This window comes from Nitrincola schmidtii (assembly GCF_008973715.1).
In the GTDB taxonomy this organism is placed as follows: Bacteria; Pseudomonadota; Gammaproteobacteria; order Pseudomonadales; family Balneatricaceae; genus Nitrincola; species Nitrincola schmidtii.
The window spans coordinates 260,910-285,657 of sequence record NZ_WBOL01000002.1 but is presented as its reverse complement, the minus strand read 5'-3'; the positions used below and the strand labels follow the sequence as shown (position 1 = coordinate 285,657).

19 protein-coding genes are annotated in these 24,748 nt (G+C 46.0%); 10 read left to right on the top strand and 9 right to left on the bottom strand.

Annotated features, from left to right (window positions below):
• Positions 1-12 precede the first annotated feature (12 nt).
• Together gabT and F7R24_RS03110 are read left to right on the top strand one after the other, a co-directional pair.
• Complete coding sequence (gene gabT / locus F7R24_RS03115) at positions 13-1,287, top strand: 4-aminobutyrate--2-oxoglutarate transaminase (protein WP_151669777.1); 1,275 nt, start codon at positions 13-15, stop codon at positions 1,285-1,287.
• 105 nt (positions 1,288-1,392) lie between these two features.
• Positions 1,393-1,779, top strand: a complete 387-nt coding sequence (locus tag F7R24_RS03110; protein ID WP_151669776.1) for a DUF3461 family protein — start codon at positions 1,393-1,395, stop codon at positions 1,777-1,779.
• Positions 1,780-1,868: 89 nt separating this feature from the next.
• On the opposite strand, the gene F7R24_RS03105 is transcribed toward F7R24_RS03110, so the two are convergent.
• Complete coding sequence (locus F7R24_RS03105; RefSeq protein WP_151669775.1) at positions 1,869-3,080, bottom strand: CaiB/BaiF CoA transferase family protein; 1,212 nt, start codon at positions 3,078-3,080, stop codon at positions 1,869-1,871.
• Between the two features lie 12 nt (positions 3,081-3,092).
• Positions 3,093-4,271: an acyl-CoA dehydrogenase gene (locus tag F7R24_RS03100; protein ID WP_151669774.1), complete on the bottom strand. Its 1,179-nt coding sequence runs from the start codon at positions 4,269-4,271 to the stop codon at positions 3,093-3,095.
• A gap of 86 nt (positions 4,272-4,357) precedes the next feature.
• On the opposite strand from F7R24_RS03100, the gene F7R24_RS03095 reads away from it, so the two are divergent.
• The 8 genes from F7R24_RS03095 to F7R24_RS03060 all read left to right on the top strand — a co-directional run bounded on the left by F7R24_RS03095 (position 4,358) and on the right by F7R24_RS03060 (position 14,925).
• On the top strand, positions 4,358-6,238 hold the full coding sequence (locus F7R24_RS03095; protein ID WP_151669773.1) for a sensor histidine kinase: 1,881 nt from the start codon (positions 4,358-4,360) through the stop codon (positions 6,236-6,238).
• Positions 6,235-7,602: a sigma 54-interacting transcriptional regulator gene (locus F7R24_RS03090; RefSeq protein ID WP_151669772.1), complete on the top strand. Its 1,368-nt coding sequence runs from the start codon at positions 6,235-6,237 to the stop codon at positions 7,600-7,602. Before F7R24_RS03095 ends, F7R24_RS03090 begins: the two co-directional genes overlap by 4 nt.
• Positions 7,603-7,887: 285 nt before the next feature.
• The gene (locus tag F7R24_RS03085) at positions 7,888-8,850 is read left to right on the top strand and encodes a TAXI family TRAP transporter solute-binding subunit (RefSeq protein ID WP_151669771.1); all 963 of its coding nucleotides are present in this window, start codon (positions 7,888-7,890) and stop codon (positions 8,848-8,850) included.
• A gap of 59 nt (positions 8,851-8,909) precedes the next feature.
• A complete protein-coding gene (locus tag F7R24_RS03080; RefSeq protein ID WP_151669770.1) occupies positions 8,910-9,386 on the top strand; it encodes a DUF1850 domain-containing protein in 477 nt (158 codons plus the stop codon).
• Positions 9,387-9,424: 38 nt separating this feature from the next.
• The gene (locus F7R24_RS03075; protein ID WP_151669769.1) at positions 9,425-11,449 is read left to right on the top strand and encodes a TRAP transporter permease; all 2,025 of its coding nucleotides are present in this window, start codon (positions 9,425-9,427) and stop codon (positions 11,447-11,449) included.
• 25 nt (positions 11,450-11,474) lie between these two features.
• Positions 11,475-12,233 carry a FadR/GntR family transcriptional regulator gene (locus F7R24_RS03070; RefSeq protein ID WP_151669768.1) on the top strand — a complete coding sequence of 253 codons (759 nt, stop codon included), beginning with the start codon at positions 11,475-11,477 and terminating at the stop codon, positions 12,231-12,233.
• Positions 12,234-12,244: 11 nt separating this feature from the next.
• Positions 12,245-13,180, top strand: a complete 936-nt coding sequence (locus F7R24_RS03065; RefSeq protein WP_240775956.1) for a DMT family transporter — start codon at positions 12,245-12,247, stop codon at positions 13,178-13,180.
• A 53-nt stretch (positions 13,181-13,233) separates the two neighbouring features.
• Positions 13,234-14,925, top strand: coding sequence for a GGDEF domain-containing protein (locus F7R24_RS03060; protein WP_151669767.1), 1,692 nt, complete (start codon positions 13,234-13,236; stop codon positions 14,923-14,925).
• On the opposite strand, the gene F7R24_RS03055 is transcribed toward F7R24_RS03060, so the two are convergent.
• Genes F7R24_RS03055 through F7R24_RS03025 form a run of 7 tightly spaced genes read right to left on the bottom strand, consistent with a single transcriptional unit; the run spans position 14,922 to position 24,513 of the window.
• Complete coding sequence (locus F7R24_RS03055; protein ID WP_151669766.1) at positions 14,922-15,710, bottom strand: DUF4197 domain-containing protein; 789 nt, start codon at positions 15,708-15,710, stop codon at positions 14,922-14,924. The two genes, F7R24_RS03060 and F7R24_RS03055, sit on opposite strands and share 4 nt — an antisense overlap.
• A 22-nt stretch (positions 15,711-15,732) precedes the next feature.
• Positions 15,733-16,461 carry a spermidine synthase gene (locus tag F7R24_RS03050; protein WP_151669765.1) on the bottom strand — a complete coding sequence of 243 codons (729 nt, stop codon included), beginning with the start codon at positions 16,459-16,461 and terminating at the stop codon, positions 15,733-15,735.
• A 2-nt stretch (positions 16,462-16,463) separates the two neighbouring features.
• Positions 16,464-17,552, bottom strand: coding sequence for a pyridoxal phosphate-dependent aminotransferase (locus tag F7R24_RS03045; RefSeq protein ID WP_240775955.1), 1,089 nt, complete (start codon positions 17,550-17,552; stop codon positions 16,464-16,466).
• 53 nt (positions 17,553-17,605) lie between these two features.
• Entirely contained in the window at positions 17,606-20,644 is a 3,039-nt protein-coding gene (locus F7R24_RS03040) for an efflux RND transporter permease subunit (RefSeq protein ID WP_151669764.1), read from the bottom strand.
• Entirely contained in the window at positions 20,644-21,726 is a 1,083-nt protein-coding gene (locus F7R24_RS03035; protein WP_168926764.1) for an efflux RND transporter periplasmic adaptor subunit, read from the bottom strand. The genes F7R24_RS03040 and F7R24_RS03035 overlap by 1 nt, the downstream gene beginning before the upstream one ends.
• A gap of 41 nt (positions 21,727-21,767) precedes the next feature.
• Positions 21,768-22,997, bottom strand: coding sequence for an EAL and HDOD domain-containing protein (locus F7R24_RS03030; RefSeq protein WP_151669762.1), 1,230 nt, complete (start codon positions 22,995-22,997; stop codon positions 21,768-21,770).
• Positions 22,981-24,513 carry a GGDEF domain-containing protein gene (locus F7R24_RS03025; RefSeq protein ID WP_151669761.1) on the bottom strand — a complete coding sequence of 511 codons (1,533 nt, stop codon included), beginning with the start codon at positions 24,511-24,513 and terminating at the stop codon, positions 22,981-22,983. The genes F7R24_RS03030 and F7R24_RS03025 overlap by 17 nt, the downstream gene beginning before the upstream one ends.
• Between the last annotated feature and the right edge of the window lie 235 nt (positions 24,514-24,748).

The window sequence follows — 24,748 nt, the reverse complement described above, 5'->3', positions numbered from 1 at the left end:
GAGACAAGACTCATGAGTAAAACTAATGCAGGCATGATCGAACGTAAAACACAGGCAGTTGCCCGTGGTGTCGGCCTGGCACATCCTCTTTTTATCGACTCTGCCCGCAACGCAACCCTAACGGATGTAGAGGGACGCGAGTTTATCGACTTTGCTGGCGGTATCGCTGTATTGAATACAGGTCACCTGCATCCCACAGTCAAACAAGCCGTTGCTGATCAGTTAGAAAAACTGTCACATACCTGTTTTATGGTCATGGGTTATGAACCCTACGTTGAGGTGTGTGAAAAAATTAATGCCTTGGCAACAGGCCCTTCAGCGAAGAAAAGTGCGCTGTTCACCACCGGTGCTGAAGCCGTGGAAAACGCCATTAAAGTTGCGCGCGCACACACAGGCCGTACCGGTGTGATTGCTTTCGGTGCTGGCTATCATGGCCGCACCATGGCAACCCTCGCACTGACGGGTAAGATCGCACCCTACTCAAGTGGCATGGGCCTAATGCCTGGTGATGTCTACCGTGCTCAATACCCTTGTGACATTCATGGCGTATCTACCGCTGACGCACTGGCTTCTATTGAGCGTATCTTCAAATTTGATGCAGAAGCTTGCAACATTGCCGCCATTATTCTTGAGCCTGTTCAAGGTGAAGGCGGTTTCTATGTGGCTCCAAAAGAGTTTATGCAAGCATTGCGTGAACTTTGCGACAAGCATGGCATTCTATTGATAGCTGATGAAGTACAAACCGGAGCAGGTCGAACCGGAACCTTCTTCGCCATGGAGCAAACCGGTGTTGAACCGGATATCACCACGTTTGCTAAATCAATTGCCGGTGGTTTCCCATTGTCAGGTATTGTCGGTAAAGCCGATATTATCGACAGCATCGCACCCGGTGGTCTAGGCGGCACTTATGGTGGCAGCCCAACCGCCTGTGCGGCAGCCCTTGGCGTATTACAAGTGTTTGAGCAGGAAAACTTGCTGGCTCGCGCTAAGGAAGTCGGTGCTAAACTGACCAGTCACTTAAATGAATTGGCTAAGCAGCACAGCGTTATTGCCGATGTACGCGGCTTAGGTGCTATGGTGGCGATGGAACTGATTGACGAACACGGTAAACCTCAACCGGAACTCACCGCAAAAGTGGTTGCCAAAGCACGTGACAAAGGTCTGATTCTGATCTCTTGTGGTATGTACGGCAACGTTGTCCGCATCCTCGTGCCTTTAACTGTGCCAGATTCGCAATTACAGCAGGGTCTAGAGATCATTAACGAGTGTTTTGCTGAACTCGCTTAATCTTTGCACTGTTTCATAAAATCGCCCGCTTCTGCGGGCGATTTTTTAAACAAGCTGGGCTATACTAATGCCTTAGTCTAACTCACTGTCATAGGAAGCGGCTTCATGAGCGAAGAATACAAAACACTGGCTGAAATGGGTATCGAAGAGGTCTCTGAAATAGAGAAATTTTCCACACGCCAAGAAGGCGATATGGATATCCTTAAAATCTATTTTTATCGAGATCCAGGCGAGTGGTTTGCCAAAAGCAAAAAATTCAAGTTCAAGCGACAAGTGAAAACCGTTCGCGTGAATGAAGGCAAAGTGTCTTATCGCGAAACCTCTGAATCATCTCCCTACTTTCTCCGTGCACTCACTGAGCTAGAGAAGCTTTCTGATAAAATGCACAGCGTAAAAGGTCGCAAAGAGATCCTTCTTGAAGAAGTGGATCACCTAGAAAAAGTGATGGAACGCAAGATTGCCGATATTCGTCGTCAGATTGAAGAGCTTTAATACGATAGCCATGGTCATGCATAACGCCCATCAAGCCATGCCAAATAACGGTATGGCTGATGAGCAAACATCTGATTAGAAGGTTAACCTTAGATAACACCCTTCTGCTTCAATTCTGCCAACTCACTTTCTGACAAGCTTAAGCATCGAGCTAAGACTTCATCAGTGTGCTGACCCAAGAGAGGCGGTGCTGTCGTTGCATTCAATGCTTCGCCGTTAAAGCGAATGGGGTTACTGACCAGATTGACCGACCCATCTTGTGGATGAGGCAAGCTAATCTTTAAACCTCGATGTTTCACTTGCGGATCTTCAAAGACTCTATCAAGGGTATTGATCGGACCACAAGGAACACCTACCTGTTCAAGCACATCCAACCACTGATCGGTGGTTTTCTGCTGCAAAGGTCCCAGCAATAGCGGAATCAACTCGGCACGGTGCTGAACACGTAGCGCATTAGTCTGAAAACGAGGATCATCTGCTAACTCAGAGCATCCGGCCACTTCACAGAAACGCCTGAACTGTCCGTCATTACCCACTGCTAAAATCAAATGACCATCCGCCGTAGCAAAAGCTTGGTAAGGCACAATATTCGGATGCGCATTACCTAAACGCTGCGGTACATGACCCGATGTTAAATAGTTAAGCGCTTGGTTGGCCAACACACCGACCTGGACATCTAATAAAGCCAAGTCTATGAAAGTCCCTTCACCCGTTTGATGTCGTTGGAAAAGCGCAGCCATAATGGCATTTGCAGCATACATGCCGGTAAAGATATCGGCAAACGCCACACCAACTTTGACAGGACCGCCACCGACTTCAGAATCTGGCTGACCGGTTAAGCTCATCAAGCCACCCATTCCCTGAATCATAAAGTCATAGCCTGCACGTTGAGCGTAAGGGCCATCTTGACCAAATCCAGTAATAGAGCAGTAAATCAGATCAGGTTTAATCGCCTTCAACGATTCATAGTCCAAGTGATACTTTTTCAGCCCACCGACCTTAAAGTTCTCTAACACCACATCGCATTGCTGAACCAGCTTGTGCAGTAGCGCCTGCCCCTCGGGGTTCGCCATATCGACGGTAACGGATTGCTTACCGCGGTTAGCACCCAGATAGTAGGCTGCTTCATGCGACTGCTCTAACCAAGGTGGACCCCAGCGACGGGTATCATCACCTTCTCCAGGGCGTTCGATCTTGATCACTTCTGCCCCAAGGTCAGCCAATTGTTGGCTACACCAGGGGCCGGCTAGGATACGGGATAGATCCAGTACCCTAATACCTTTGAGAGGTTTTGCCGGCATAGATCACCTCATTTAGAAGAAGGCTTGAATACCGGTTTGTGCACGGCCCAGAATCAAGCCATGAACGTCATGAGTCCCTTCATAGGTATTCACAGACTCTAGGTTAACCATGTGACGCATCACACCGTATTCATCAGAAACACCGTTACCACCGTGCATATCACGCGCAACACGAGCGATATCCAGTGCTTTACCACAGTTATTACGCTTAACCATGGAGATCATTTCAGGTGCCCAGTTGCCGGAGTCGATCAAACGACCCACTTGAAGCACGGCTTGAAGCCCAAGCGTGATCTCGGTTTGCATATTGGTCAGCTTCATTTGAATCAGCTGAGTGGCTGCTAAAGGACGACCAAATTGCTTACGGTCTAAGGTGTACTGACGCGCTGCATGCCAGCAGAATTCAGCCGCGCCTAACACACCCCATGCGATACCAAAACGGGCTTTGTTCAAGCAGCCAAATGGACCTGATAAGCCAGTCGCACCCGGTAATAAATTTTCTTCTGGAACAAATGCGTTATCCAGTACGATCTCACCGGTAATAGAGGCACGCAGAGACAACTTACCGCTAATTTTAGGCGTTGAGAAACCTTCCGTTCCTCGCTCTACGATAAAGCCTTTAATCTTGCCATCATGCGCATCAGACTTCGCCCATACCACTGCAAGATCGGCAATAGGACTGTTGGTGATCCACATTTTTTGGCCAGTTAATAAATAACCACCATCCACTTTACGAGCGCGAGTGATCATAGAACCAGGATCAGAACCATGATCTGGCTCAGTTAAACCAAAGCAACCGATCAGTTCAGCGGTGGCCAGTTTTGGCAGGTATTTTTGCTTCTGCTCTTCTGAGCCATAAGCTTCGATCGGATGCATAACCAAAGAAGACTGCACACTCATCGCAGAACGGTAACCAGAATCAACACGCTCTACTTCACGCGCGATCAAACCGTAGGACACATTGCTGACACCGGCGCCACCATAGACTTCAGCGACAGTTGGGCCTAACAAACCCATCTCGCCCATTTCAGTCATGATCTCTTTGTCAAAACGCTCTTCACGCGCAGCACTCAAGACACGTGGCTGTAATTTTTCCTGACAGTAAGCACGCGCTGCTTCCTGAATCTGTCTTTCGTCATCGGTCAGTTGCTGTTGGAAGAAGAAAGGGTCATCCCATTGGAACGTAATCATTGTATGCGCCTCCGCAAAAGTTTTTTGTTGGCTAAGCCATTTCTTATATTTATTATAATAAATAGGTTAAATCAAGGTAATTCGTTATGTGGATCAGATTCGTTTATCAACCCATCACTGCACTGTATTATGGTTTATATTTGCAGTTACTGGAAAATGACATGATTAAAACCAAAAGATCAGTCTGGGAATTACGACGTATCTGGTTGATAGGCTTTATGTTACTGCCGTTTTCTTTGCTGCTGGGAGGCTGGCTGGGGTTTAATCACGCCAAAGAAAAAGCCTTACAACAAGCAGATGAACGTCTTAATCTTTATGCCAGCAGCTTTGAAGGGGCAATCAATCGCTATGAATACTTACCCTGGCTGGTTGCGCAAACGCCGGATGTTCGTAGGCTATTGGATGAAGCATCTGATTCTTTAGTGAACCGTGTTAACCAATTTTTATTGAACACACGCAACACCTCCATGGCTGATGAGGTCTATTTAATGGACTCATCTGGACTGACCTTAGTGTCTAGCAACTTTCAAACACCCGAAACCTTTGTCGGTAATAACTATCAATTTCGTCCCTATTTTAGTGATGCGATGCGAACTGGAAGAGGTGAATTTTTTGCCATCGGGACAACAACCGGACTGCCTGGCTATTTTATGTCTGAACAAGTGATCAGCCAGCAGGGAACAGACTTAGGTGTCGCTGTCGTTAAAGTTAACCTAGAACCTTTACAAGCAGACTGGCAATTAGCGGGTGAAAAGGTATTTGTATCTGACACCAACCGGATTATTTTGTTATCCAGCCATCCTGAATGGAAATACCGCTATCTAAATCCTTTATCTGATCAGCAACTGGATGATTTACGGCGCAATCGTCAATTTGACGGAGTGGAACTGACTCCCTTGGGTGCCAGCAGTCGTGCTGATGTTCTTAATATGCCCAGCACAGAAGGAGAAACAGCCAGCTATCTCAATCGAAGTGTTGAACTCTCTCGACCCGGTTGGCGTTTACACTATTTAGTGTCGGTTGAACCCTTATATCAATTTGCCCTGTTAAGTGCAGCAGTGGTCTTTATTCTTTACATCCTCGCGTTAACCGCCATTCTGTGGATGCGAGAAAGAAGCAGACGCGCTATGGCTGCGGTTAAAGCTGAACAACGCTTACGTGCGTTGAATGATACGTTAGAAGATCAAGTGATCGAACGAACCGCTGAACTGCAAAAACGCACCACGGAGTTAGAGAGGATTCAACGCGAATTAGTCCAATCTGAAAAATTGGCGGCACTTGGAATCATGGCCGCCGGTCTTTCACATGAGTTGAATCAACCCTTAACCGCCGTTAAAACTTATGCGGCATCTGGCAAAAAGCTGATTGCTAAAGGAGCACTGGAACAAGCGGAAACCATACTGGATAAAATCATGACCTTGACCAGCAGAATGAGTGACATCACTTCTCAATTAAAAGTGTTTGTTCGACAAGCCCCTGCCCAACATCTAAAAGCTGACTGGTCAGCACGTATCACCTTCGTACTGGATATGTTAGAACATCGGATTCAACAGCAAGGTGTTGACATAAAAATGGACGTTCCCATTAAAGCCATGGTTAGAGCGGACGATGCTCGTATTGAGCAAGTACTGGTCAATCTGATCAGTAATGCACTGGATGCCGTTGTGGACTGTCCGATACCTGAACTGGCAATCAATTTACATCATCATAATCAAGGCTGGTGTTTACAGATTAAGGATAACGGTAGCGGTTTCAGTAACGATGAGATCAAGCATCTTTTTGAACCCTTCTATTCCACCAAAAAAGTAGGTCAAGGGATGGGCTTAGGATTGTTTATTTGTTACGGATTGATACAGGATTTAGGCGGCTCTATCCGAGCTGAATCCAGACCGTCAGGTGGTGCCCTATTTGAAGTATGGTTACCTAGCACTGAGGAAAGAACTGATGAAAAGGCTTATGCAGCATGACGATCAATGAGTGTAATCAAGTATTATTGGTTGACGACGACCCTGCCGTTCTCGAAGCCACTCGACAATGGCTAGAACTATCCGATATTGACGTCATCACCCTCAGTAATCCTCTAGAGGTGGCAGAGGTTATCGATAAAGATTTTGCCGGTATTTTAGTATCCGATATTCGCATGCCGGGGTTAGATGGCACCGAACTGATGCAGCAGATCCATGCAAAAGTACCCAACTTACCCATTATCCTGATTACAGGTCATGGTGATATTCCCATGGCAGTGCAAGCAATACGTCAGGGTGCTTGGGACTTCTTAGAGAAGCCGTTTGATCCTGAGCGTTTAGAAGAAGTGATCCGCAAAGCACTGATAACTCGATCACTGCAATTGGAAAACCAACGTTTACGCTCGGCCATGCTAGATCCAGTCATCAGCCGTTTACTGGGTCACAGTAAAGCGATGCAGACACTGCGCCATCAAGTTCAAAAACTAAGTAAAGTACAAGCCAATATTTTAATTCATGGCGAAACGGGAGCTGGTAAAGAAGCTGTTGCACGGTCGCTCCACGAATGCAGTGCACGTGCTGAAAAACCCTTCGTGGCCATTAACTGTGGCGCACTGACACATGAACTGGTCGAGTCAGAACTCTTTGGTCATCGTAAAGGTGCCTTTACCGGTGCACTCGAATCACGTCAAGGCAAACTCGAGCTCGCCAGTGGCGGTACCTTGTTTTTGGATGAAGTGGAGTCAATGCCTTTAACGGTACAAATCAAATTGCTTCGAGCCATCCAAGAGCAACAAATTGAACGCATCGGCAGTAATGAATTGATCGAACTGGATCTGATCATTATATCCGCCACCAAAATCGATCTACTCAAGCTTTCTGAACAGGGGCAGTTTCGTGAGGATCTCTATTATCGTCTTGCGGTGGCTGAACTCTTTATCCCACCGCTGCGTGAACGACAAGAAGATATTCTGCTGCTATTCAATCACTTCGTTGAGCAGGCAGCACAGGTCCACGACTTAGACGTTGAAACCCCATCTAATAGCTATAGGGAAAAACTACTCAAAAACCCCTGGCGAGGCAATGTCAGAGAACTGCGCAATCAAGCGACACGCTTTGCGTTGGGATTGGAAAGCCAACAGGATGAATGTTTTGAAAACACAACGACGCATGACTTATCTAGCCATAGTTTAGCGACACAAATGGAAGACTTTGAGCGCACACTGATTCGCCAATCACTGCTTCGCCATCACGGTAATATCCAGAAAGTACTGGACGAGTTGCAACTCCCTCGAAGAACGCTCAATCAAAAGATGCTTCGCTTGGGCTTGCAACGTGAAAGCCTGCTACAAGAGGAAACTGACTGATAAGCAAAAAATAGCCGATGAATACGCCAGCATCAGCCATTTCTTGCTCAAAAATACTGTCCGCGTACTCTCTCGTACCAACCAAGAACAAGATATGAATTTAATATCAACAGATTAGCCATTGATGGCACAATATCTGCTTTATTAAAAGCGTTAAACCTAAACAACTATAATCAAGATTAGGTAAAACCAAGCAAGACACTCTACACTCAATCTAACATTAAGCACCTTAACCGCTGTTTAGGCGCTTATTGTTCATCATAAAAATAATGTAGGAGATTCACTATGCGCCGCTTTGGCCTAGCACTTGCCCTATCAGCCACCATGGCTGTCACTGCCGTTCAGGCACAACAAAACTTATCCATTGCAACCGGCGGAACCGGTGGTGTTTACTACCCTATCGGTGGTGGTTTAGCTGAAATGATCGGCCGCCATATTGATGGTTATACTGCGGTTGCTGAAGTGACAGGCGCATCCGTTGAGAATATGGGTCTGATCCATCGTGAAGATTCGGATCTTGCCATTGCCTTGGCTGATACTGTTTATCAAGCTTACACAGGCACGGGAGCATTCGAAGGTCGTCAAGTTGCCGATGTTCGAGCTATCGCCTCAATTTATCCTAACGCTGTTCAGCTAGTCGCTTTAAAGGGTTCAGGCATTAACTCCTTAGCCGACCTTAAAGGTAAGCGCGTTTCTGTCGGAGCGCCTGGCAGCGGTACCGAGCTTAATGCGCGTGCATTGTTAGAATCTAACGGCATTGATTACAGTGACTTTACTGTACAACGTTTAAACTTCAATGAAACCGCTGATGCTATTCGCGACGGTGATATCGATGCTGGTTTCTGGAGTGTTGGACCACCAACTAGCTCTATTCTTAGCCTAGCAACCACCCGTGATATTCAATTGATCTCCTTCACTGAAGAAGAGATTCAAAACGCCATCGGTGCAGAGCCTGTGTTTGCTCCGTTCACGCTGGCTGCCAATATGTATGAAGGTGTTCCTGAAGACACTTTCACCGTCGGCATCCCCAACGTACTTGCTGTGAATGCTGCTATGCCAGATGAATTGGCTTATCAAATCACCAAAGTATTGTTTGAAAAAGTCGATGAGCTTCGTGCGATTCACCCTGCAGCAAATGATACCACGGTAGAGTTCACCATGGACTCAACACCTATCCCGCTGCATCCCGGAGCGCTTCGTTTCTTTGAAGAGATCAATGCAGAGATTCCTGATCGCCTTCGCGAGTAAAGAAAGCGTATAAACGAGGCTATTTAGGTTAAATACTTAGGCAACAGAGTGAGTGGGTTATGTCGCGTATCTTACTGACTCTTTGTTTAGGACTCTCGGTAATGATTTTACCGGCAGCAGGCTCGGAAAGTGTCTCGGATTTTCAATTGGAAATCCGAGATACATCAAACAATTTGATCCAAGCATTTCCGGTCAACGACAACGAATGGTGTCTCTATTGGAACCACTCTGTGACAGGCATTGCAGTTCAAGATTGTTATCGCATTGAAAAAAAACAGCTATTACTCAGTCACTCTTGGCAACCTGATTTTGCTGCTGGCTTGGGTCATGTTGAAGGCCGCGGAATCTTATCAGAACACCCGGAAGGGGGTTATCTGATCAGCGAAATTAATGAACCAGTCACTAACAATGCCTTATGGCTCCGTGTTGGAAGTCGCTCCGTTTCACACACACTGGTGAGTGGTAATAGAGAATTAAATTTAAGTGAGATAGCAGCCGGTCAGCGTCTACTTCTGCTGCTCAACACAACACCCTAATAAGATAAAAACAGGCTTCAATAGCCGGAGTTAACACTATGTCTGACAGCAAGAGCCCGGTTCCATCGCCGGACACCATCATTTTGCCAACCGATTCTGGACCACGCCCCGTCCTATGGCTGATTTCCTTTCTTGCTATCGGTTTGTCCCTCTTTCAACTCTACAGTGCGGGTATCCAGCCGTTAGGATTATTTTATCAACGCGGCATTCACTTAGCCCTGGTGTTAATGCTCGCCTTTTTGATTTTCCCACCTGTTAATAAATGCCGTCGTGGTCCTTTTTTGTGGCTCATTGATGTCGCTCTATTTGCAGCCGCTGCCTACTCTGGTTTTTATCTAGTTTTTTATCTTGATGAGATCATTAATCGTGCCGGCTTTTGGTCGCAAACCGATATTATCGTTGCCTGCATGACCACTGTTGTGGTGTTAGAAGCTAGCCGCCGAGCGGTGGGTATTGGCTTAACACTGATCGGTATTGTTGCCATTTTATATGCACTTTCAGGCCCTAGAGGCGCCTTACCATGGCTAGGCGAATGGCTTCCTGGCATATTATCGCATCGCGGTTATACCTTAGAGCGGATCGCAGGACAGCTATATTTGGGTCAAGAGGGTATCTATGGCATGCCATTAGGTGTGGCGGCTACCTTTGTGTTTGTCTTTGTTTTGTTTGGTGCCTTTTTAGAAGTGACAGGTGCCGGTAAGTTCTTTATTGATCTTGCTTTCGCCGGTACAGGACGTCAGCGAGGCGGCCCTGCGAAAGCCTCTGTCATTGCTTCTGCCAGTATGGGATCTATCTCTGGCAGTTCTATCGCCAACGTCGTGACGACGGGCGCATTTACCATTCCGCTGATGAAACGGCTCGGTTATAAACCCGCACAAGCCGGTGGCATTGAAGCCGCAGCCAGTACCGGAGGACAAATCATGCCTCCACTCATGGGGGCCGGTGCTTTCTTAATTGCCGAATACACACGAGTACCTTATGTAGAAATTATTAAAGTCAGTGTCTTCCCTGCGCTTCTCTATTTTGCAACGGTCTATCTGTTTGTGCATATCATTGCCATCAAGCAAGGAATGCAAGGAATGGCAAAAAGCGAACTGCCTAACCTGCGTGAAGTCATGAATCGCGGCTGGTTCTTCCTTATTCCGTTGATTATGCTGGTTTATCTACTGGTGATCGGACTATCACCCATGCGAGTAGGTTTTTATGCAGTGATGGGTATCATTGTTATTGCCGGACTCAACGGTCTTTACCAAGCCTTTAAGCGTGGATCAGCTAATCGCAACCTATCTGAAGAGTTAGTTAAAACCCTAAAATCGGGCGTACATAAATCCTTGTTAGGTTTAGAGCTCGGTGCCAGAAACGCCTTAGCAGTCAGTATCGCCTGTGCGGTTGCCGGTATTGTCGTTGCTGTCGTCGGTCTAACAGGATTAGGGCTGAAGTTCTCTTCAATGATGATCTCTTTCTCTGGTGGCAATATTCTGCTGGCGTTACTACTGGTAATTCTTGCTAGTTTAATTCTAGGTTTAGGTTTGCCCGTAACCGCCAGTTATATCGTTCTGATCGTGCTGGTCGGCCCTGCCCTAACGAATGAATTTGGTATTCCACTGTTAGTCGCTCACCTTTTGGTGTTCTGGTACTCACAGGACTCTAACGTCACACCGCCGGTTGCCTTGGCGGCTTTTGCCGCCGCTGCAATCGCTGGGAGTAAAACCATGGAAACCAGTGTGCAATCATGGAAGTTTGCCAAAGGTCTCTATTTGATTCCCCTCTATATGGTTTTCCATCCGGAAATTATTATGGGGGGAGTCGACACGTCGATTATCATCTGGAAAGGCGTCATGGTTACTCTATTGCTATTAGCCTTTGCCGCAGCGATTGAAGGCTATCTGTTCACTTGGATGCAGCAATGGATGCGCGCGATCTTGTTAAGTTGTACCATTGCACTCTTCTTCCCGAGTATGATGATTCAAGCCGTGAGCGCGGTAATTGCTATCCTATTGTTGACGCTTAACTTTATGCAAGGCCGTCGCGAAAAAGTCACTCATCAACCATTATCGGGGTAATCCAATCACTGAACATGAGTGTTAGATGAGCAAGGCACTGATAGCCACTGATATGCCTAAGCGCATGAAGCGCGCAGATCAAATCGTTGAAGCGGTCAAACGCTGGATTGTCGTGCAAGATATCCAGCCGGGTGACCGTCTTCCCAATGAAAAGGCGCTAATGGAGCAGTTTGAATGTTCCAAAGGCACTGTTCGCGAAGCCCTGAAATCCTTAGAGGTTCAGGGCCTCGTTACCATCAAGACAGGTCCCAATGGCGGTGCCATGCTAGCGGAAGTTCCCTATGGCAACGCTTCGCAAATGCTGCGCAATTTTCTGCACTTCCAACATACCACTGGCCCCGATGTTTATGGTCTGCGAAAGCTGATTGAACCAGAAATTGCGGTACTGGCTTGTGATCAACTCACGACAGAAGATATCGATCAGTTGGCTCATCTCACTGCCTGCTGCGATGAAGCACCGGTTGATATCGAACAACGCCTGCATAGCCGCATGTCAGAACTTGATTTCCATATTCTGTTAGCGGATCGCTGTGGTAATCCTATTCTCGGTTTTATGGGTCGCTTTCTGAACGATCTGCTCAAAGATCTTGTGATATACAAGAAAGTACAGCTACCCGAGCAGATAGAGTTTTCAAAAGCTAATCTGCAATACCATCTTCAATTGGTCGAAGCCTTTAAAGTGCGAGACAAAGCAAAAGTGCGCCAGCTGATGTTTGAACATATGCAATCAGCGGAAGCCTTTAACATTGAGCTAGAAGCACGGCTTTCGAAACAACTACTCTAACGGAGTATTGAGTGTCAATTTTTGCACGTATGCCCATGCGGCTTAAAGGTTATTTAATCACTGGTGCTGGAGTGATCATGCTGTCACCCGACGCACTGATCGTTAAAGATACCCAGGTCGATGTTCCTGTATTTGTCTTTTGGCGTGCGCTGTTGATGTGTTTAGTCATCAGCCTGATTGTCGGCTGGCGCTATAAGCGTGAACTACCGACGGCAATCAAGCGCTGTGGTAGCGCTTTATGGATCTGTCCCCTAGCTATTGCCACCAGTTCTTGGGTATTTGTCGCTGCTAATCGTTTAACGGCAGCAGGTAATGTGCTGGTTATTCAAAATATGGCCCCGTTGATTGCAGGCATCATTGGCCTTCTTTTCTTTCAACAAAAGCTGCGTTTACAAACTTGGGTGGTCATCTTGTTGTGTATTTTTGGCGCAATCCTGATGCTATCTGGGGAGATGCAAGCAGGCAATCCTCTTGGACTGATGATCGCAGCTATTTTGCCTATCGCTATGGCGATCAACACCACCGTAGCGAGTGCACAGAAGGGAATTGACACCACCGTGCTGCTGCCTTTTGCTGGTATCGCTATGATCATACCCGCGATTTTGATGGGCGGAGCTGCCCTACCCGATTGGCAAGATATGAAGCGTATTCTGCTACTGGGGCTGGTTTTCCTACCTGCCGCTTATTACCTTATCCAAAGTGGACCGCGCTACATCACCGGCGCGGAAGTTAGCTTAATGCTGATTTTAGAAACGCTGCTAGGCACTCTGCTAGTTTGGTGGTGGGTGGGTGAATTACCCACCACCATGGCGTTCATTGGAGGCGGATTAATTCTGCTAACACTGACCAGTAGCGCCCTTCTTGACCTGATTCGAATGAATATCAAAGCTAACCGAGGATCAATTGATCCAAGAGAGATCAAAACCCATAAAAGTCCCCATTCTTAATCTTGATACAAACAATTCCCGACTATTAAACAAGGGCTTTATGCTATAGTTAAATGATGATTTCTTCTGGTTGCTCGGGTTCAACTTTTCGTAAATGTGTTCAGCGCGTTGCCATAGTATCTGCGCTGATCTTTATTGTCTGCAGTCCTGCTATCCTAGCTAATACACCTATCTCTGAAAAAGTGATTCTTCAACTACCCTGGCATCATCAATTTCAATTTGCAGGCTACTATGCCGCTCAACAACAAGGTTTCTATCAAGAAGCTGGATTAGAGGTAGAGATCCGATCAGGTTTTTTCAAAAATAACCAACTGGCCAACAGTGCAGAAGAAGTGGTATTCCAACGCGCTCATTTTGGTGTCGCACGTTCAGAGTTACTGATCCATCATGCTCGAGGATTACCTGTGGTGGTTTTGGCTAATATTGTGCAACGCTCGCCTACGGTATTTATCACGCTAGAAGAATATGGTTTCGAGCGTCTTGAAGAGATTGGCGATCGACCTATCTCTTTAACTCTTCCAGACTCCACTTATGGCAACCTGCTATCAGCAGAAACGCTCGGTGCTTTAAAAGCTGCTGGACTTAACATCAACACACTTAATAACCACTCTCCTTCGTGGAAACTACAGGATTTAATTGACGGTAAAACCCAGTTAATGCCGGGCTGGGCAACCGACGAACCTTTCATGCTGGAACGCATGGGACATCATCCAGTGACCATTTCACCTCTGGATTATGGTATCGACCTTTACGGTGACTTGCTTTTTACGCATCAACAATTGTTGCTTGAAAACCCCAGTATGGTAGATGCATTTCGTACAGCGAGTCTTCGTGGTTGGCGCTATGCCCTAGATAATCCAGACACTGTTATTGAGTATATTGTTGAGAACTTACAAACGCCCGGTCCGTTATATGATGCAGACTTCTTTCGTTACGAAGCACAGCAACTTCGACTGTTTATGCAGCCTGAACTCATTGAAGTAGGTTATATAAACCCTGATCGTTGGCAAGCCATTGCAAATTTAATGGAAGAGCTTGAGATGATCCAGCCTGTTTCTCTTGAGGGCTTCCTTTATCAACCTATCTCACCTGATAGCGCGTGGCAAAAATTCTGGCATTGGCTCGCTATCACCTTATTGATGCTGTTAATTACCTTCGCTCTAATAGGCTGGTTACATAGAAGCAATCGAAAACTGGTCCTGGAAATACGTAAAAAAGAACTCACGGAGAAAGAGTTGATTCAATTAGCCACATTAGATCCACTCACAGGCTTAATGAACCGACTCAGCTTCCATAAAATTTTACAAAAAAGTGTTAAAGAAGCTCGCCAGCATCAGTTGCCATTGTGTGTGATGATGCTCGATGCAGATTATTTCAAGCAAATTAATGACACTTATGGCCATTTGGCAGGAGATATTGTGCTAAAAAATATCTCCACTTTGGTAAGTAATCTTATTCGAACCGAGGATATTGCCTGTCGTTACGGTGGGGAAGAGTTTGCCTTTATTTTACCCAATACGCGCTTACATGAAGCGCTTTTGATTGCTCAACGAATTGTTAATGAGGTAGCAGACTCAAGCAATATTGTGAATGACATAGAAATAAGCTGTACGGTCAGTATCGGCCTTGCCGAACTTAATGAGTCGGACAAAGATGGTATCAATCTGCTTAATCGAGCGGATACCTATCTTTATAAAGCGAAAGCCTTAGGTAGAAATCAGATCGCTACCCAAGGCGAAGATTAAAGCCCAAATACCTGCTTCAAAAGATCCGTGCTACGAGCCATAGGGTCACGGCGAATTTTCTGTTCTTCCTCAGCAAGCATTAAAAATAAACCATTTAAAGCTGAGTCTGTCACATGATCGGCAAGATCAGGTGTATAACCCGCTAACATCGGTACAGATGATGTAGCCGCTGAGGTTAATGCTTGCCATGCTGCTGTTGTACCCGTTTGTGCCATCGACTCTTCAATCTGCGGACGAAGTAAAACCGTTAAATCTTCAAAGGTACGTGATTTAAAGTACTCTGTTGCAGCTGTATCTCCACCTTGATAAATGCGTTGTGCATCCTCCAGTGTCATCGATTCAATGGCATTCACCACAACAGGCGTTGCCTTGGAAATCGCTTGCTCTGCGGCTCGGTTCATACTTAATTCAAATGCGTCGACTTGAGATTCAAAGCCAAAGCGCTTCAGCGTTCCCACTGCCCCCGCCAACATCCCCGGTGGCTGGATACGAACCCGATGATCACCCAGATAGCCATTGGTTTGTGACAAGGTATCGATAGCACGTTCAGCGCCGACACTGAGTGCTTCCTTCAACCCCATAGACAGCTGACGGTTGTTAACTCCCGCTGGAACCTGATTGGCCGTTGCTGGCTCTTGAGTCGTTTGGGTATTATTTGAGCCTCCTGTTTGTTGTTCAAGAATCTCCTGCCCACGATCTAACAAGCGTTCCCATTGTGCATGGACAGGACTCGATAAGCTGAGCACTAAGCAGATAGCGGTACCTATTTGAATTTTATTTTTCATGATACTCCCTCGACATTTATTGTTACGTAATACGATTAAGATAACCGCTTACCGAATAACCTAACTGTTGGCTGAGTTGTTTCGCAGCCTGTTTCAATTGTGACTGGTTAGGGAAAACTGCTGATTTACCCGCAAACAACACCCAGTTGCCATCTTGAGTCGTGCAGGTGTGGACTTGTGCAAACTGAGATTTCAGTTGTTCCAGAAGCGCATCGGCACGGTGCTCTTTCCAAGAATTCAACACCAGCCAACCTTTGGGTCGAAGACGTTCATAACACTCATGCAAATAGGCGGGATCATGTTGTTGAGCACTCACGCCTTGATCATCATAAATATCACTAAAAATGATGTCATGTTCAGAGGGTGGCTCAGAATCCAAATAGTCTTGTGCATCCATTGTATGTAATATCAGTCGCTTACCACGTGGCAACTGAAAAAAGCGCTGTGCGACTCTGATCACCTCTGGACGTAACTCAACTATCTCTTGGCGAAGTTCAGGAAATGCATGATGTAAGCAACTATTCAAGGCGCCTCCACCTAGTCCCAGCACTAACACCCGTTTCGGCGTAGTAAATAACAACACCAATAACATCGCACGCAAATAGTCCATTTGCGGAATGGCGGGCTGATCTTTCAAAATACAACTTTGCTCATCGTCAGAACCAAAAGACAAGAAACGTCTATTGCCATCATCGAGGACTTGGACTACACCATAAGCGTCATAACCGCGATAAATTTCAGTACCTTGCAACGTTATTCACCTAAACCATGAGATGCAGATAAAGACCTCAGCGCATCGTCTAATGCCGTGATACGCAGCAGATGATTGACCGCAGGATGTGCCGGACGCGTCACGAGAATACCTTGTTGCAATAAATTCGCTTGTAAAGCAGCAGCTTTATCACTGCTTTCCATCACCACGGCGACAAAATTCGTATGACTCGGCAGCACCTTAAGCCCATGAGAACCCAACAGCTGCGTTAATGCGGTACGCCGCGCTATAACCTGGCTGATATGATCAGCAACCTCATCAGGATGATCTAATAATAGTGTTACCGCCGCTAAACTGATCGACGAAAGTGCATAATGAATACGCACCTTCATTAAGACAGCCAGAAGCGCTGAGTCACCAATGGCATAACCCACTCGTAATCCCGCGACGCCATGCGCTTTTGAAAAACTCCGCACGCGCAAAACACCTTGCAAAACAGCCGAGGATGCCTGGTCTTCACGGAAATCATGATACGCCTCATCCAGAATGAGCCAGCAGTTATCGGGTAACGCCGCCCGCAAGGCCTGAAGATCGTCATCACTATGTTGATGACCCGTGGGATTATCAGGATTGGCGACATAAACCAAGGTGGCCTGATGACGATGAGCATAGTCGACTAAGGCATCCAGATCGGGAGCTAAGACTCCTTCAGCAGTATGATAAGGAACCTCAACGACCTGACAACCCTGTCCTTCAGCAAAGTAAGCAAAGGTTGGATAGGTGCCAGCGGTACATACCACCGTTTCCCCTACCGAAACCAATCCTCTTAACGCCAATGCCAGCAGGCTATCTGCACCCGCATCGACTAATATATTTTCCATTGGGATGGTTAACTGCTGACTCAGTCGTTTTCTTAACTCGAACGCTTCTGCATCACCATAACTGCGTATTTCAGTAACAAAAGCATCACCAAAGGTTTGTCTAAGAATATAATGAGGCATGTCCAGGCCCTCATTAGAGCCTAAACGATAAGGAATTTGATGACCTAAGCGTCGTTCCAAGGATTTTAGCCCCGGAAAAGGATTATGCGGGCCTTCACCTAGCAGGTGTTTGGGGTAAGACAATTTCACAAAAGTTTCCTAAGCTGATCTCGTGATACATTCAGCGAGTTAGTTTACGCACTTTAAGCTGCACGTATCCTGAACACCATCACATAAAAAAGTGGTAACACAACTAGTGTTAATGCCGTCGCAAAGGTCAAACCAAACATCACCGTCACTGCCATACTTTTAAAGAATGGATCGACTAGAAGGGGCGCGACACCTAAGATGGTTGTCAGAGCACCCAGAACCACTGGACGCGCCCGACTTAAACAGGCATCTACCACCGCCTGATACTGCGCCTGACCTTCTTTAATTCGATTACCAGCCTCATCTACCAAGACGATGGCATTTTTAACCATCATCCCGATCAAACTTAAAAAGCCCAAGATCGCCATAAACTCAAACGGAGTTCGAAACACAATTAGACCGACCACGACACCAATGACTGCCAGTGGTGCGGTCATCCAGATCACCAATGGCTCTCGGAAGGCATTAAACATAAATACCACCGCCAGTATCATCGCGGCAAAGCCAAAGGGAGCAGATAGCGCAAGACCTTCATTCGCTTCTTTGGATGCATCATATTCACCATACCATTTCAACTTATAACCGGGAGGTAAATCCATCGCCTCTATTTGCGGTCGAATCTGATTAAATACCTCACTGGTTGCTAGACCGGGTGCAGGATCGGCTTGTACCTTAATGGTAGCTTCTCGATTAATACGTCGAATCATGGCATCTTGCCAAACGACATCCACAGATTCCAATAACTGACTCAGGGGTATTGTCGTACCGGCCACTGAACTAAATACTTCAGTGTTTTGGATAGCATTGACTTGCTCTCTTTCCGCCAGTGGTGCTCGCACAATCAATGGAATTAGATCTTCTCCTTCACGATAAATACCAATCTGTCGACCCGTTAAGGTCTGAGCCAACGCAGCATTCACATCCAAGGCGGTTAACGCTAATCGTTGAAGTTGCTCTTGCCGCCAGGTTGGTTCAGCAACAGGGACTTGCTGTCGCCAATCATCTTGAATCGCAATCAAGCTGGGCGTCGCCAACATTGAATGCTTAGCTTCTTCTGCCAAACGCCTTAACTCCGCAGGATCAGGGCCGGTAAACGCCGCTTCAATTTTCTTACCACCCCCACGGCCCAACATAAACTTCCACACCTTGACAGAGGTGTCCGGTAACATTTCAGAGAGTTCATCTTGCAGTTGTTCGACTAAACCGCTGATACGTGACTGATCATCTACAGTCACTAGCAGTTGCGCAAAAGCTGGATTTCTAGGTTCTGGTGAATAGGTCAACATGAAACGCAAACCGCCACCACCAATAAAACCAGAGGTATTTAACACACCTTCTTGAGCTGAAACTGTCGCATCAGCACTGGCTAAAATGTCAGCAGTCCGACGGATATCAGTGCCTTGAGGCAGATACAGATCAACAACGAATTGAGGACGTTCAGATTCAGGCATAAAGCCTGGTAGCACAAATCGTGTACCCCAAACAGCGCTGAACAGAATACACAGCAGTATCGCGACAGAAACACCTCGATGAGTTAACACCCAGTTTAATAAACGAGAGTAACCTTGGGTGATACGATGTGGTTTGGCAGATTCAACCTTGGCAGGTACTTTCAGGAACTGATAGCACAGCAAGGGTGTTACTGTAATAGCAAACAACCAGCTGAGTATCATGGAATAGAGGATGACCCAAAATAGCGAGCCTGCGTATTCACCCATATCGCCCGGTGATAAACCGATTGCACTGAAGGCCAAAATACCCACCAGAGTCCCACCTAACAATGGCCAAATAGTGCTTTGCACGACGGCAGAAACCGCTTGTTTACGATCCTCACCTTTTTGTAAACGCACAACCACGCCATCACTGACGACAATGGCGTTATCAACCAACATCCCCAACGCAATGATCAGTGCTCCCAAAGAGATACGCTGCATGGCTATGTTGTCTATCAACATAACAATTAAAGTTCCAGCAACCGTGAGCAACAGAACAAAACCGATGATCATGCCCACGCGAAGCCCCATAAACAGCAACAGCACGATAAATACTATCGCGACCGCCGCTAATAAATTGGCGGCGAACGCAGACACGGCTTGATCGACAGATTCAGACTGCAGCGAGATAGGATGCAGTTCCATACCAATAGGACGAAGATTTTCCAGTTCTAGCAATCGCTGATTAATGGCCTGTCCCATTTTAACGACATTACCGTCGCGAACATTGGAAATACCCAAGCCAATCGCACGCTGACCATTAAAGGTCATCATCATGCTAGGAGGGTCGGCATAGCCTCGGACAACCTGGGCGATATCAGATAAACGCAACACGGTATTATCCGCACCTAAACCAATTTGCAGATTTTTTAGATCGGCAAATTCAGTCACACTCCGCTGAGGAATCACGGGAACACGGATACCGTCTGCCAGTATATCTCCGGCAACACTGATAATATTTTGCTGCTGTAACACTTGATAGACTTGCTGCACACCTAGCCCAAAATGTGCCAAGCGCTCTTTCGACAGTTCAATAAAAATCTGCTCTTGCGGCGCCGCTAATAACGCTGTTCTGGCGACACCAGGGACTAGCGCCAGTTCTTTTGACAGTTGGTCAACATAACGATAAAGCTGATGATCGGTAAAATCTTCTGCCGTGATGGCATAAAATTGAGCATACACATCAGCAAAGTCATCATTCACTAAAATAGGACCAGATCCTGAAGGTAAGCTTCGCTCCGCATCTGCCATTTTTCGTCTAAGAATGTCCCAGACTTGCTGTAACTCACCATGAGTTCGCGCAAACTCTATCTTAATTTCTACTGTAACTTCGGAATACCCTTGTTTAGAGACCGACTCGACTCGTTTCACTTCCTGCATCATCTGCACAGCCGCTTCAACACGATCAGTGACCTCATTAGCGACCTCTTGTGCACTTGCACCCGGATAAGGAATCACGATCACGGCTTTACGGATAATAAACTCTGGATCTTCATAGCGTGGCAACTGGTTATAACTAAAATAACCCCCCATCAAGATAAGCACAATAATGACCCATAAGCTGGTGCGCTTAGCAACAGAGTAGGCTGCAATATCCATTATTCAGTGGCTCCAACCGACTCCATTGGTCGCACCTTCATACCTTCTCTGACGCTATTCACACCTGCGGTAATAATCTGTTCACCCGCACTTAAGCCGGATCGAATAAACACTCGATCACCCACCAATTCGCCTATATCAATCGGTTGTAATACAGTGCGGCTTTGCTGATCAACCGTCCACACGAACTGCTGTCCTTGATTGTTCGGAACGACGGCACTTAATGGAATGCTGATATGCTTATCATCACCCTGTTGGGATGCAAATACACGTGCAGACATACCCGGCAGGATATTGGCATCGCCTTTTTCATTCAGCGCTAATACCACTTGATAAGTTTGTGTGATGGGATCGGCTTCGGTCGAGAAAAACTTTAAGGTCACTGGAAAGGTTTGCTCTAAGCCAGGAATTTCAGCATAGGCGCCGGTGCGACGCGCAGACTGCAATACCACTTGATCAGGTACTTGAATAACGACTTCGAGCTCCTGCGGATCTTGAATCAGCAACACGGGTTGGTTCGCGGATACGCGGGAAAAATTTTCCACCAATTTACGACTGACAATTCCGTCAAAAGGCGCTTGTAGTATTGTTTCTTCTAGGGATATTCTGGCTGTACTGAGACGATTGGCTGCAACGCTGCGTTGTGTTTCTAACCTTTCAAGGTCTCTACGAGAGATGGCTTGAGTGCTATCAAAAATAGCTTTTCCACGACGATAATCTGCATCCGCTGAGTTAAACTCCGCTTGCGCAGAGTTAAATGTGGCTCTAATTTCACGGTCATCTAAACGAGCCAGTTCATCACCCTGTTTAACTAACTGCCCTTCATTGACCAGAATTTCTTCGATTCGGCCAGCAACTTTAAAGGCCATTTCTGCTCGCTGTGCTGATCGAATGGTGCCATTAAAAACAAGATCTGTGCCCAAAACTGCTTGAACTATTTCAATACGTGCAGGACGAACAATTTCTTCAGAAATTTGATTAGATGGTGGTGGCGCTGTATCACACCCAGTTAATATTAAAAGGCAAAGAAGCAACAACACACCTTGCAGACACACCACTAATCGAGCATGAAATTCAGCCACTTTGATGCTTCCTACCTGAATAAATTTAGTACATATACGGGTTATATATCGTCACTTATCCCGGTCAACAACTCGCTTGCCCAAACACGACTTTCTAAATAACATCGGTTCAGTTTTGCAACGCCCTGATGATTGACACGATTAAGTCTAGCCTGTTCAAACGCCATTACCAACTTTAAAATTTTGCCTAACTGCCCTTCTTGTTCAAGCAACGCAGACTTAACCGAAAGACTTAATGGGAGTTGCTGACACAGGCTTTCCAGTGGTTCATTCAGCATAATACTGGCCATTGATAATAACCCTGCCATAAAAGCAGAATCGGGATCTTCTTTGTAGTCTCTCGCTAAATGCTCACACATAGCAGCTCTGGTAAGGGTTTCAGGCAGAAGCAGCATATTCATCGGATCGTCATTAGCCAACACCAAAGTCATGACTAAGGTTTTCAAGCGCTTAACTCCCAACAACATCAACGCCTGACGAATACTGGTGATGGTATTCACACGACGATAACGGGGTGAATTAATCATTTTCAGTAAACGAATACAGAGCTGAGGATCCTGAGCCAGAAAATTCTCTAACACATCGAAATCAATATCGGTTTTTTGTAACTCACCCAGAAGTTGCAACTGTGCACCATGATTGCCGCCACGTTTAATCGCGGTCGTATTATCAATCACTGGCTTGGCATAAAAATAGCCTTGGAATAACGTAAAACCCAGTGCTTTACACCGTTCAAAAACATCGTGATCTTCCACTCTTTCGGCGAGCAGTGTTAGACCTTTTTGTTTATAGATTTGCAAATCTTCCGGTTCGGGTAAGCCATGCAGAATATCCAGCTTGATGATGTCTGCAAGATCTAATAAAGGCCGCGTCTTTTCATTCAAGACAAAGTCATCCAGAGCCAGTTTATATCCCAAGGCTTTAATTTGATGTAACGCATCCATCACCTCCTGATCGCCTTCAACTTCTTCTAACACCTCGATCACAACTTGATCCGTATCAGGTGGCAGCAGATCAGGGTTTAACAACCAGTCTCTAGGAGCATTAAAGAAGAGTTTGCGATTTCCACATAACGCCTGAATACCCGCTTCATAAAAAGCAACATTACAGACACGAGCGGTGGCTTCAATAGGATCATGAATGACTGCTGAAGCTGAGTTGATACTGGAGCGATACAGTAACTCATCTGCGACATGGCGTAGATGAAGATCACAAATGGGTTGTAATGCTAAGCAGTAAATATGTCCAGAGGAGCTATTCAATGTTGACACGATTTCGACCTTCCTGTTTGGCGGTATACATAGCCTTATCAGCGCGTGCAAACATACTACTAACAGAATCCTCTTCTTTTACCTGAGTAATTCCAAATGACATCGTAATCTTGACTGGATTACTTTGGAAATTGAAAGGACTTGTTTCAATCGTTTGACGAACTTTTTCTGCCGCTATTCTTGCAGCATCGGCATCCGTTGAAGGCATTAGTATAACAAATTCTTCACCACCAAATCTCGCAATAAAATCAACATTTCTTAATTGATTTTTTAGAATACGAGACATAAGTCTTAGAACCTTATCTCCCGCTAAATGTCCGTAGTCATCATTAATACGTTTAAAATAATCAATATCCGCAACACAGAGTGAAAAGACCATCCCGTAGCGTTCAAAACGGGCTAACTCTTCATTAAACCGCTGATCATACGCCAGTCGATTTGGTAAACCCGTTAATGGGTCGGTTCGTGATTTCACATGAGCATCCTCAGCACTTTTACGTAACTGATCACTTTGCTGCTCCATAGAATCCAGCCTTTCCATTAGCGCTTTTTTTTCTGCTTGCAAAGAGTCAATGCGTTTTTGCTCTGACGCTTTATGATGATTCATTGCCTTAATAATACTGACCAGCTGAACATTCACCGCTTTTTTTAGTTCATCAATATCTTGGCTTTGCTGCACCTTGTGATGAATCACCTGCACATCGGCACGCACTGTTTGATCCAATAAGTTATTGCGTTTGCGCTGCTGCAACTCAACTTCTTCTTGGGTATCAAAAAACTCACGCAAAAAAGCTAACTGCTCATTCAAGCCTGAAAGGTAAGCTTGTATATCGGCATCGGTACCACTGCCACTTAGACGAGCTAGTTCGGTGGCTTCTTTAATACACTCATCCAAATCATCGGTCGAGTGACTTCTTTCTAAACGATGAATCAACGTCGATGCGCGAGGAATATGTTCTGTAGGGATACTCAAACGTTGGATCAACTCAAGTAAGCCAGAGGCTAAACGAGTATTGGCCAAATCGTCATGATCCGACAGATCATCCGTTTCAGCTGAGCCAGTTTGATTTTTGAGTCGACGCTGAACATCAAGCAACTGTGCCATCATTTCCGGAAGCGCATGAGTGCTTTCGGCATGTTCAATCATCTGTTCATTGATCTTGTCAAAAGCATCCAAAAACTGACGCTGACTATCCTGAGCCTGCAATTCTTTTGACCATGCACGAAGCTGTTGCATGATTTGCTGGGCGGTTTTAACCCGCAACGCATCCAGACCGCGGATTTGTTTTTCGATTTGCTTGAGATACTTAGAAACCCGTTTAAGCTCACCGTTACTGATATCGTTGGTCAAATCCGACATTAATCGATCTAGCTGAGGATTTTGACCATGCGTCGCTAAACTGAGCTGAACAGCGAAGTCATGTACCTGCTCTAGCAACAGGTTACGGCTTTTTTCGCACACCTCTAACTCACGGGCTACATCACGATATTTATCGCGCCAGTTTTCGTCGCTCATGCGATCAATCCAATTGGTTTCTTGTTAGTGATCATAGTCAATAAAACATAAGTGTTTTTTAACTAATAAAGGTACCAGTATTGAAAGCGTGGGTATAGCTTAAAATGATCGCGCAATGACTGCCAAGCCTAATCCTCTTGCACACAAGCTCAATGCAGAGTTCGGATGATAATAGGCGAACAAAACAAACAGTCCTTAGTCGTAACAAAGTACACTTATGTTCCGCGATCAGGTA

Bases quoted from the DNA above. Each gene is read 5' to 3' on its own strand.
- F7R24_RS03055 (WP_151669766.1), bottom strand. From the start codon at position 15,710: ATGAAAAATAAAATTCAAATAGGTACCGCTATCTGCTTAGTGCTCAGC.
- F7R24_RS03090 (WP_151669772.1), top strand. From the start codon at position 6,235: ATGACGATCAATGAGTGTAATCAAGTATTATTGGTTGACGACGACCCT.
- F7R24_RS03080 (WP_151669770.1), top strand. From the start codon at position 8,910: ATGTCGCGTATCTTACTGACTCTTTGTTTAGGACTCTCGGTAATGATT.
- gabT (WP_151669777.1), top strand. From the start codon at position 13: ATGAGTAAAACTAATGCAGGCATGATCGAACGTAAAACACAGGCAGTT.
- F7R24_RS03070 (WP_151669768.1), top strand. From the start codon at position 11,475: ATGAGCAAGGCACTGATAGCCACTGATATGCCTAAGCGCATGAAGCGC.
- F7R24_RS03095 (WP_151669773.1), top strand. From the start codon at position 4,358: ATGTGGATCAGATTCGTTTATCAACCCATCACTGCACTGTATTATGGT.
- F7R24_RS03025 (WP_151669761.1), bottom strand. From the start codon at position 24,513: ATGAGCGACGAAAACTGGCGCGATAAATATCGTGATGTAGCCCGTGAG.
- F7R24_RS03040 (WP_151669764.1), bottom strand. From the start codon at position 20,644: ATGGATATTGCAGCCTACTCTGTTGCTAAGCGCACCAGCTTATGGGTC.
- F7R24_RS03075 (WP_151669769.1), top strand. From the start codon at position 9,425: ATGTCTGACAGCAAGAGCCCGGTTCCATCGCCGGACACCATCATTTTG.
- F7R24_RS03110 (WP_151669776.1), top strand. From the start codon at position 1,393: ATGAGCGAAGAATACAAAACACTGGCTGAAATGGGTATCGAAGAGGTC.
- F7R24_RS03105 (WP_151669775.1), bottom strand. From the start codon at position 3,080: ATGCCGGCAAAACCTCTCAAAGGTATTAGGGTACTGGATCTATCCCGT.
- F7R24_RS03060 (WP_151669767.1), top strand. From the start codon at position 13,234: ATGATGATTTCTTCTGGTTGCTCGGGTTCAACTTTTCGTAAATGTGTT.
- F7R24_RS03085 (WP_151669771.1), top strand. From the start codon at position 7,888: ATGCGCCGCTTTGGCCTAGCACTTGCCCTATCAGCCACCATGGCTGTC.
- F7R24_RS03100 (WP_151669774.1), bottom strand. From the start codon at position 4,271: ATGATTACGTTCCAATGGGATGACCCTTTCTTCTTCCAACAGCAACTG.